Source organism: Mesorhizobium sp. P2_D1 (assembly GCF_056404455.1).
Map to the genome: position 1 here is coordinate 132,410 of NZ_JBFUDZ010000009.1, position 8,254 is coordinate 140,663.

An 8,254-nucleotide genomic window follows, 5' to 3' on the forward strand; every position below is an offset into this window, starting at 1 on the left:
CGTCCCGCACCATCTGACTTGACCCCGGCTGCTGCGAGGGCACGCGGGAAGTCGTCCAGGGTTTCACTCGGCCTTCAGTACTTGGTATCTGATCGACCAGTCACGAATGATCAGTCGGACGGCCTCAGGTCGCGAAACATCATGCTCGGCAGCAAATTGATCGACGCCCGCGAGCATGTCCGGTTGAAGGCGGACCATGATTGGCACGCCCTTTCCAGTCGGCGCCGGTCCCCGCCGTTTCTTTGATACCACGGTTTCTTGCTTTGCCATAAGAACCGTGATATCAGAATTCTTGTCCTTGCGGAAGCGCTGGATCCTCACACTAAAACTGAATTGGCGAAGATCCGATGCCGAACACCATTGTTCGGGCCGCCGCCGAAGGCCGCCCGCTCTCAACCGCGGCGGCTGCTTCAACCGTCGCCGCCGTAGCGGTCGAGCCAACGAACATGGCCGAAGCTGCGCCCAAGGGCGAGTTCATGGCATCGTGCAGGACATCCATGGAATGGAATGACTTTAACCAACGCTCTGACGCCGGGTGGGGAGGGCATTGGCGGCACTGATCTTGTTGACAAGGCACTCGGCCCGCAGCCCCACCAGCGAACGGGTTTGGTGCACTCGGCAGGGCTCGAACCTGCATCTGCCCGGGAAGGTCCCGCTCTGTCCTAGATTGAGCTACGAGCGCCAATGTTGGCACGCTAGTAGAACGGGCCCATTCGATCAAATTAGCGATTGGGATAGCCGGCACATGCATTGGAAGTAGGTCGAGGTGGGAGGCCGAGCTACCCTCTGTATCGCCCTTTCTCGCACCAATACCGAACAACGACACCGGGTTGCGCCCGAAACAGACTGGCCGCAAGTTGACAATTCTCTCTGTTGTATGCCTCCGCCTCGGTCGCATCGAACGTGGCCACATGGATACGCATTTCGGCGGCAGCGGAGCTTCGGTACAGCGTATAGGTTTTGGAGTCATCAGGCTGGGGCGCGCAGCCAGCCAAGGCCGAAACCACCGCCAGAGCAAGGAACAACCTCATTTCAGCATCATAGGTGAGACGGATCTAAGGAATGGAAAGGTCACGTTGCGCGGCGAACCTTTCGATCGCCAACGTGAAAGTGACATGATCTACGCCGGCTATGTGGAGGTGCTCGTTGCATCAGGCCCCGACGCACCGAAAGGCAGCGATGCTTTGGCCGGCGAGTGAAACTTACGGCGGGCATCCTCGTACAGTTCAGCGCTTCGCGAGGTCGTCAAATGTGATCCCGGTGCCATAACCGCTTGGTAGATCGGCGGTTGCCTCCCGGAAACTGCGTTCAACGGCAGCCGTGTACCGGCCGACATTCGCCAGCCTATCCCAAATGACGAAGGCGACAGCCAAGGCGATGACGACGAGCACCATTCGCATCGGAACCTCCCTCAAAGAGTTCCAGCAGGCATAATACAGCCTGTTGCTAATATGCGCCAGCGTGGACGATGGCGAGGCTCGCGTCGGCCTATGTCCAACCTCGCGGTCAGCGACGTCAATCAGCGCTAGCTAATATAGATGAGCCCGCGTCATCCAATCGAGGGATGGCGCGACTTATCCCGCTGCTCCACTTGATGGCAAGGCAAAGGGCGGCAATCCGGTTTTGCTGCCCAAGGGGCCTGCTAGCTCTAGGGGGGCTAAATATGAGCAATACGACTCTCATTGCTATCGCTATCCTCGCGATCAGCATCGGCCATGCCGATGCCAAGGGCCGCAAGGTGGACCTGCCGGTTTGCACCGCGTCAAACCACCTCTTCGAAGTCCTGGGTGACAAATGTTTTCTCGTCAAAGGTTCGATGATCTATGGCGACATCGCCGGTCTTTCCCAGATAGTCACCTKGGCTGGGGGTGGATCTGGCGGTCTGTGAGGTGCGCCCTTAGGTGCCATCGACGGGGACAGGCTACAAAAAAGGCCTATGCCGCAATGGCCGGTGCGCTCACAACCTAAGCACCCTCGCACCGGCCATTTCTTTTTGCGTCCAGCCTACAGTCGCGTGAATTCGGCAAGCCCTAAGCGTAGCCGCTGGCCGGTGCGGCCAGCCCGGCGCCCTGTTTTTTTACACTGAACAAACCAAAAAGGGCGCCGAGCCTTCACCGGCGGCGCTTTGAGGGAAGCGACGCCGAGAAGTGAGCATAGCGCTCTCGCTAGAGTTGTCGGAATACAACCTTTAGGATGATGGCCGCTGCTGGCCTACATTCTGATCGAAACATATGACAACAGGTAAACGATCGCGATGGTCGCCGTAGCGAGTACGACCCATACGCCCAAGCTGCTCATGCTTCCTCACTTTGCGCCGGCGCACCGTTGGGCAGGATGTTGGGATGGAGGACGCCGGCCCAGGCGGAAAAGGTACTACAAGCACAAGCTAATATAATCGAGATGCATACGCCTATGGTGTGATCGCGGAAGCCTTGGCGTAAGCGCCCCCGTCGGTGTCGCTTTCCTCATCAATCCCGAGCACCTTCCTAAGCCCTTGATGATGGTGCATCGCATCGCCGTCCTGATAGCAGCCTAGTCCTCTAAGAACGCCCGCCACTTGCCGCAGGCGCTGAGCAACCGCGACTGGAAACTCTCGCTTAGCTCATTACGATTTGGGTCTTTAGGGCCGGCAAGCCAAGGACTTCAGTCTCAATTGCGTGATTGCTAATGTAATATAGACTTATCACCAGCGGGGGCTTTCTCGCGATGGCCGGTGCTCGCTTACAACCCCTCGTCGTCTGCACCGGCCATTCCTTCGCGAGGCGACTAGCGGCCCAGCGGCCAAGGGCGGGGGGCTGGGGTTTGACCACCGGGCCTAACCGGCGCGGGGTTGGGGCTCGCCGGCTGGCGAATTATACGCCGTTCCCGCTTGGTCGACCATGTCTCACAGTGACTTCTTGTGTGTCGGAGAGCTCCGCCTTACGTGGCGGGCTTTTCCCTGGTTCACTCTGAGCCGGTGCTAAGTACGGTATACGACGACGTTGTCACCGCCCCGGAACCGTTACCACGCGTGACGCGCACTGTGGCAGGTCGGCTCTTTCCAGGGGCAGGGGTTGCGGTCGAAGCGACTATCCCGATCACGTCTGTGGCGCTGGCGTAGAATAGCTCGCCATTCGGCGAGACGCCCCATCTCGCGATATCATTCTCATCTCTGATCACCTGGCAACGTCCGACCGTTTTTTGACCAGTTTGCGGAACTCTCGATATCTGATCAGCCAGCGCTTCTTCGCATTGGGATGTGGTCGAAAAGATCATGGGCCTTGCGGCCGGCGCTCGGCATAGCATCAAATCGGGGCTGCACGACAACAGCACCATAATGGCAGACGTTACCGTATCCATCGCCCTTCGCCTCCGCCACGCAATATAGCCTCAATGCTGAGACTGCGGAATGGTTCAAACGATCAAGCCCGCTGCCTTACGGTGGCGGGCCAGGACCATACTTCACAAGCAGCTTTCAGAGACTGAAATCGAGCGCTTTCCGGTGGAGGCGAAACGGCTGCACCAGAGCATCGTCCAGCCGCTTCTATCGCCTGGCAGCGACCATTGCCGGGCGCTCCAGCGCACCACGAAGCGCTATTGAAGACGGTCGAGGACATCACCGGCAAGGATGCGCCCTTCATTCAATGGTTTGGGACCGGACCGGTCTCCTACGCAGGGGTTAGGACTTCAGTCTCAGTTGAGCTATCGCTAATATGCCTATAGCTTAGGCAGTGCGGGGACAACCCGAAAACCTAATCCCGCAATGGCCGGTGCGGCTCGCTTACAACCCCAAGCACCCCGCCGGCCATTTCTTTTGCGTCTGGATGGCGCGGACTGCCAAAGCTGGATCGCGCGGGGACATATGCGCAGGTCAGTCAAGATTCTCGTGCCGGTCCTGGCCGTCGTTTCGACTGAGGCCATGGCTCACGAATGGTATACGGGGAAGAAGGATCCCGTCACTGGCTTCGACTGCTGCGCAGGGTCAGACTGCGCACCGATCCCGGAATCTCAAGTCAGAGAAATGCCGGGCGGCTATATCTATCTTCCCACTGGCGAGTTCATCCCGCTTCGTCGCGTGCAACATAGCCATGATTGGCAATATCACCGCTGCATCTATCACTCGGAATTTCTCAACCTGGATCAGGGACGTTTCAGGAAGGGCGACACGCGCTGTTTCTTTGCGCCGCATACCGAGATCGGCGCTGCGTATTAAAGCGGCCGGCATCCGGCAGCAGCTTCAGTGTGTTTTCGGTCGGTTGCTCATGTAATCCACGGCCACGACCGCGACGAACGCCAAAACGACGATGGCTGTTCCACCTACCCAAATAACAGACATTTCGACTCCCCACGCGCGACTATCCTACGGCCGAGAAGCCATGGTCGCAACGGTCGGTCTTTAGGGCCAGTAAACGAGGGACTTCAGTCTTAATTGCGAGACTTCTAAAACAATATAGATTTATCAGCGCGGGGGCCTTTCCCGCTATCGCGATGGCCGGTGCGGCTTCGCTTCCCCAAGCATCCCCTGCGCCGGCCATTCCTTCGCGAGGCACCAGCGGCCCAGCGGGAGGGTGTCATGCGAGATTTGCCCATCGACGTCGATGCAGATGCCGTGATTGCAGTCGGCCGGTATCTTGATGATCACGCCAAGACCACCGCAGTTTCGATATCTGAAGCGCTCCGTGTAATCAGGCGTGGCGTCAACAAATCGCGCGTCGGCGATATGTGGCTGGAGGAACTGATTGTCGAAAGTGCCGCAGCCAGAAAGCTTGCCATCTTGTTGGACAACCACAACTAAGGCGCGATCCGGCTTGCTTCGTACACAGTGATAGGCCTGTAACAACCTATGTGGTCAGCGTGTTCGAGAAGCCGCACTGGCGCACGGTGCTAACCACCAAGGACAAAGACAAGGCCTTGGCCCTGGCGAAGGAGATCGGCGACAAGGTACGGATCGAGGAGATCACGCCGAAGGGCGCTGACCGCGACAAAATTACCCGTGCAAACGATTAGATTATGAAGCGCGAAGATCCGCAATGCGTGATCGGGAACTACGCCTGACTAGATGCGTTGCATGGAAAATGCCTGCTCTTCCTGCAGGCGAGAGCGGGAGATTTGTATGGATCGGCGATCCTTCTTGACAGCAATGTTTGGCATTGCAGGGGCAGCGGCATTTGCAAGCGCAGTTCGGCCTATCGACGCAGTGGCCGGCGTTCCAGGCGCCAGAAGCGGCATTCTCGATGAACTCGAGGCGCCAGAGGCCGAGACCTTCGACAACGACGGTGCGCCGGCAGAAGTGGATCGGGTCCACTACCGCTACTACCCCCGCAGAGGTTGGAGAAGGGTCTGCCGTAGCTATTGGCGACATGGTCGTTGGCGCGTTCGATGCTACCGCAGGAGTGCTTGGGGTTATTATCCCCGTGGATACTAGCGAGTGAGCTCCGCCCGAATTAGTCCCGGATTGAAAAACCTGCCACGGGAGCGACCTGTGGTGGGGCTTTCGGAGTGGCTACAGAAGCGCTGAGCGGATTTTCACCAGGGCGGCGCCAGCGAGCATCGAGGCGGTGATCGCGGCGATGTAGATCGGAACCACGCCTACATCTTGGTCTTCAGGCTGGGCGCGCTCGGCTTCATGTTGTCCCGCATCATGTCCACGAAGGCGCAAGCTCCCTTGGTGAACTGCGAATCCACGCCCACGCCGAGATTCATATCTTCCTTTGTCATCGCGAACACCGCATCGAGTAGTTGATCGTTCAAGACACCACGGTGCGTTAAGATAAGAAAAAGCGATCGGATAAGAGCTGTGTTAGCAATTAATATTTCTGGCGTTGTGTACTCGCGAGATTTTGAGATCATTTTGCCCCTCCACTTTCCCCAAGGCCAACATCGCGCCAGTCGAGCGCAAACGCAAGCAGGCTCCCCGAAGGGAGTAGCGAGCTCCCCTCTGGTGCCTACCCTGTTGATGCTTCCGATTTCAGAAGGCGCTCCGCCAACTTCTTCAACACCACCCGATCAACCTTATCCGTGGCGCTGAGGGGCATCTCATCCAGCAAAAAAACGCTCTCCGGTGCCTTATAGCCAACGCTGGCGCGAGCGAAATGGATAAGCTCCTGCGGGGCTGGCTGCGCGGCGCCTGGCTTGAAAGTTACGAACGCGTGGACATTTTCGCCATGGACGGTGTCAGGGACCCCGACAACTCCGGCGATTGCCACTGCGGGATGCCGCATAAGGGCTTCCTCGACGTCCTGCGGGCTGATGTTCGAGCCATCGTGTACGATGATCTGTTTTCGCCGCCCGCAGAACCAAAGGTATCCGTCCTCGTCTATCTTCATCACATCGCCGGTGTCCAGCCAGCCATCCCTGATGGTGGCACGCGTTGCATCTGCATCACCCCAATAGCCGAACATGTTGCAAGGCGAATTGATCCAAAGGCGCCSCTGAGCGCCGGGAGGCAGTTCATTGCCGTTATCGTCGCGGATGGATATCTGGTAGCCGACAATCTGACGCCCGATCGAACCCGCTTTGTTGAGCCCGTCAGGAGGGTTGATCGTGGCAACTCCAATTTCAGACATGCCGTACAGCTCATTGACGGACAAGCCGCTGAGCGCAGTAACTTCGAGCGCCAGCTCGAGCGGCACTTTATCGCCGCCGGCACAGAGCAGTCTGAATGACGAAAAGTCTTCGCGCCTGGCATTCTTCGCCCGAACCAACCCGAAGAGGACCGAGGGCAAAGCGATGAGTATGGTTGGGCGATGCTCGCGCAGCATCGACAGGAGCCCGGGTCCATCGAAGCTTGGCGGGACGACGACACGAGCGCCGGCTGCGAGTCCCATGAGAGCGTCCAGGAGCGCTCCGATGTGCGACATGGATCCGCTCAGCAGAACGATGTCGTCTGCCGCGGTTTGGCAGCCCTGTGCGAAGCTGGCAATCATACTGCCCAAACTTTCGAAACTATGGGCTACGCCCTTTGCCGGGCCGGTACTGCCCGAAGTGAAAAAGATAACCGCAGGATCAGAAGGCCCAGGCATAGGCGAATTTTCGGTCGCGATCGGGCTCTCCAAGAGCGTCGCGAAGTTTGAATGGCGATCGTGCTCGGTGCCGTAGTTGATGACCCCAAGTGGCAAGTCACGCGCGACACTGGAAGCGATGTCTTCCTGACGGTCAACATGGGCCAATAGCGCCCGAGCGCCGCTCGTCTTGAGTCCATGATCGATCTCGGGAGGCGTGTATCTGTAGTTCAAGGGTACTGCCACGATCCCCGATTTGAAGCAGCCCAGGTAGTGAATCATCAGCGCAGCGCTATTGGGCATGAGCGACGCAATTCTATCGCCCGGCTTCAGCCCATAGGCCAGCAAGCCAGCGGAATAGCGTTTGCTGGCGTGCTCGAGTTCTTGCCAGCTCAAGCTGCCCTCGGGGCTAACAAGTGCCAGATCATCTGGCTTGCGTCTTAGCCCAACGTCGAGCAGACGTGGTACCCAGATTGGCTCGTCGTGCTTGGCTCGTGACTGAGGCACTTCGTTCCCGCCGCTGGATTGACGACCGTCGATGGTCCCGACTTGCTGAATTTGGATCGTGCAGGGCGTAAGTCGTAGCCATGTTAGCAGTCGCTCATTTTAGATTGAAGGCCTGGTTCACTCGACCTAACCGGAAAACGGATGTGGCCCCCCGGGCGGCCATCAGCAGGCAAGCGGCCATGCCGATCATGTCGCGCTGCCAATAGCGCCAGGCGGCGCTAGCGAGCATCGAGGCGGTGATGGCGGCGATGTAGAGGGGAAACGCTCAACCGGGTCGGACTAGGGCAAAGAAGCAACGGCGGCCCACGCCTGAACCACAGTTGCCGTGACGCCGATGCTAGCAATAAAAAGACCGGCAATTGCCAGACCGCGCTCAAAACCAGCGAACCGCGGTCGTTCCATCTCGGTATGTCGAACCCGTACGGCCAGGTTGCCGCATTGCCGTTCAGCTTCGACAACAAGAGTATCKGYGTCGATCACTTCCTGAAGAACGTGGCAACCTCTCGCTTGAGGGACTTGGGGGAACCGAGTGGCCGTCGGAAGTCATAGAAAAACCACCAGCGCAACGTCTGCCGTTGAGATCGACAGCAGCCCCGGTGCCCCTTGGAATGGCTACTACAAGAGCGGCGTCAGCGAAGCAGCGATAGTGAACGTCTCCAGCTATTCGTCAGGCGGCGGCAACGTCAGTTATGGCCTCGCGAAGATCGACACGGCCGTCACGCCGCGGCAAAAAAGCATAGGCTGAAGGTTACGGCTGACTTGAGAAC

10 protein-coding genes and 1 tRNA gene are annotated in these 8,254 nt (G+C 58.4%); 6 read left to right on the top strand and 5 right to left on the bottom strand.

Going from position 1 to position 8,254, the window contains the following annotated elements; translation table 11 throughout:
• Positions 1 to 63: 63 nt before the first annotated feature.
• The gene (locus tag AC1D0I_RS10060; RefSeq protein ID WP_477394770.1) at positions 64 to 414 is read right to left on the bottom strand and encodes a ribbon-helix-helix domain-containing protein; all 351 of its coding nucleotides are present in this window, start codon (positions 412 to 414) and stop codon (positions 64 to 66) included.
• A 193-nt stretch (positions 415 to 607) separates the two neighbouring features.
• Positions 608 to 682 (bottom strand) — tRNA-Gly (locus AC1D0I_RS10065).
• A gap of 229 nt (positions 683 to 911) precedes the next feature.
• On the opposite strand from AC1D0I_RS10065, the gene AC1D0I_RS10070 reads away from it, so the two are divergent.
• Positions 912 to 1,199, top strand: coding sequence for a hypothetical protein (locus AC1D0I_RS10070; RefSeq protein WP_477304254.1), 288 nt, complete (start codon positions 912 to 914; stop codon positions 1,197 to 1,199).
• A gap of 27 nt (positions 1,200 to 1,226) precedes the next feature.
• Here AC1D0I_RS10070 and AC1D0I_RS10075 read toward each other — a convergent pair whose 3' ends face one another.
• On the bottom strand, positions 1,227 to 1,394 hold the full coding sequence (locus AC1D0I_RS10075) for a hypothetical protein (RefSeq protein WP_477304252.1): 168 nt from the start codon (positions 1,392 to 1,394) through the stop codon (positions 1,227 to 1,229).
• A 269-nt stretch (positions 1,395 to 1,663) separates the two neighbouring features.
• On the opposite strand from AC1D0I_RS10075, the gene AC1D0I_RS10080 reads away from it, so the two are divergent.
• The 4 genes from AC1D0I_RS10080 to AC1D0I_RS10095 all read left to right on the top strand — a co-directional run bounded on the left by AC1D0I_RS10080 (position 1,664) and on the right by AC1D0I_RS10095 (position 4,986).
• A complete protein-coding gene (locus AC1D0I_RS10080) occupies positions 1,664 to 1,888 on the top strand; it encodes a hypothetical protein (RefSeq protein WP_477394772.1) in 225 nt (74 codons plus the stop codon).
• Between the two features lie 1,953 nt (positions 1,889 to 3,841).
• Positions 3,842 to 4,192 (top strand): hypothetical protein, encoded by a 351-nt coding sequence (locus tag AC1D0I_RS10085; RefSeq protein ID WP_477394774.1) that lies wholly within the window; start codon positions 3,842 to 3,844, stop codon positions 4,190 to 4,192.
• Positions 4,193 to 4,561: 369 nt separating this feature from the next.
• On the top strand, positions 4,562 to 4,774 hold the full coding sequence (locus AC1D0I_RS10090) for a hypothetical protein (RefSeq protein ID WP_477227440.1): 213 nt from the start codon (positions 4,562 to 4,564) through the stop codon (positions 4,772 to 4,774).
• Between the two features lie 59 nt (positions 4,775 to 4,833).
• The gene (locus tag AC1D0I_RS10095) at positions 4,834 to 4,986 is read left to right on the top strand and encodes a hypothetical protein (RefSeq protein ID WP_477304246.1); all 153 of its coding nucleotides are present in this window, start codon (positions 4,834 to 4,836) and stop codon (positions 4,984 to 4,986) included.
• Between the two features lie 582 nt (positions 4,987 to 5,568).
• Here AC1D0I_RS10095 and AC1D0I_RS10100 read toward each other — a convergent pair.
• Positions 5,569 to 5,829, bottom strand: a complete 261-nt coding sequence (locus tag AC1D0I_RS10100; RefSeq protein ID WP_143748798.1) for a hypothetical protein — start codon at positions 5,827 to 5,829, stop codon at positions 5,569 to 5,571.
• Between the two features lie 95 nt (positions 5,830 to 5,924).
• Positions 5,925 to 7,487: a class I adenylate-forming enzyme family protein gene (locus AC1D0I_RS10105; RefSeq protein ID WP_477394775.1), complete on the bottom strand. Its 1,563-nt coding sequence runs from the start codon at positions 7,485 to 7,487 to the stop codon at positions 5,925 to 5,927.
• Positions 7,488 to 8,016: 529 nt separating this feature from the next.
• Here AC1D0I_RS10105 and AC1D0I_RS10110 point away from each other — a divergent pair.
• Positions 8,017 to 8,232 carry a hypothetical protein gene (locus AC1D0I_RS10110; protein WP_477304242.1) on the top strand — a complete coding sequence of 72 codons (216 nt, stop codon included), beginning with the start codon at positions 8,017 to 8,019 and terminating at the stop codon, positions 8,230 to 8,232.
• Positions 8,233 to 8,254 lie beyond the last annotated feature (22 nt).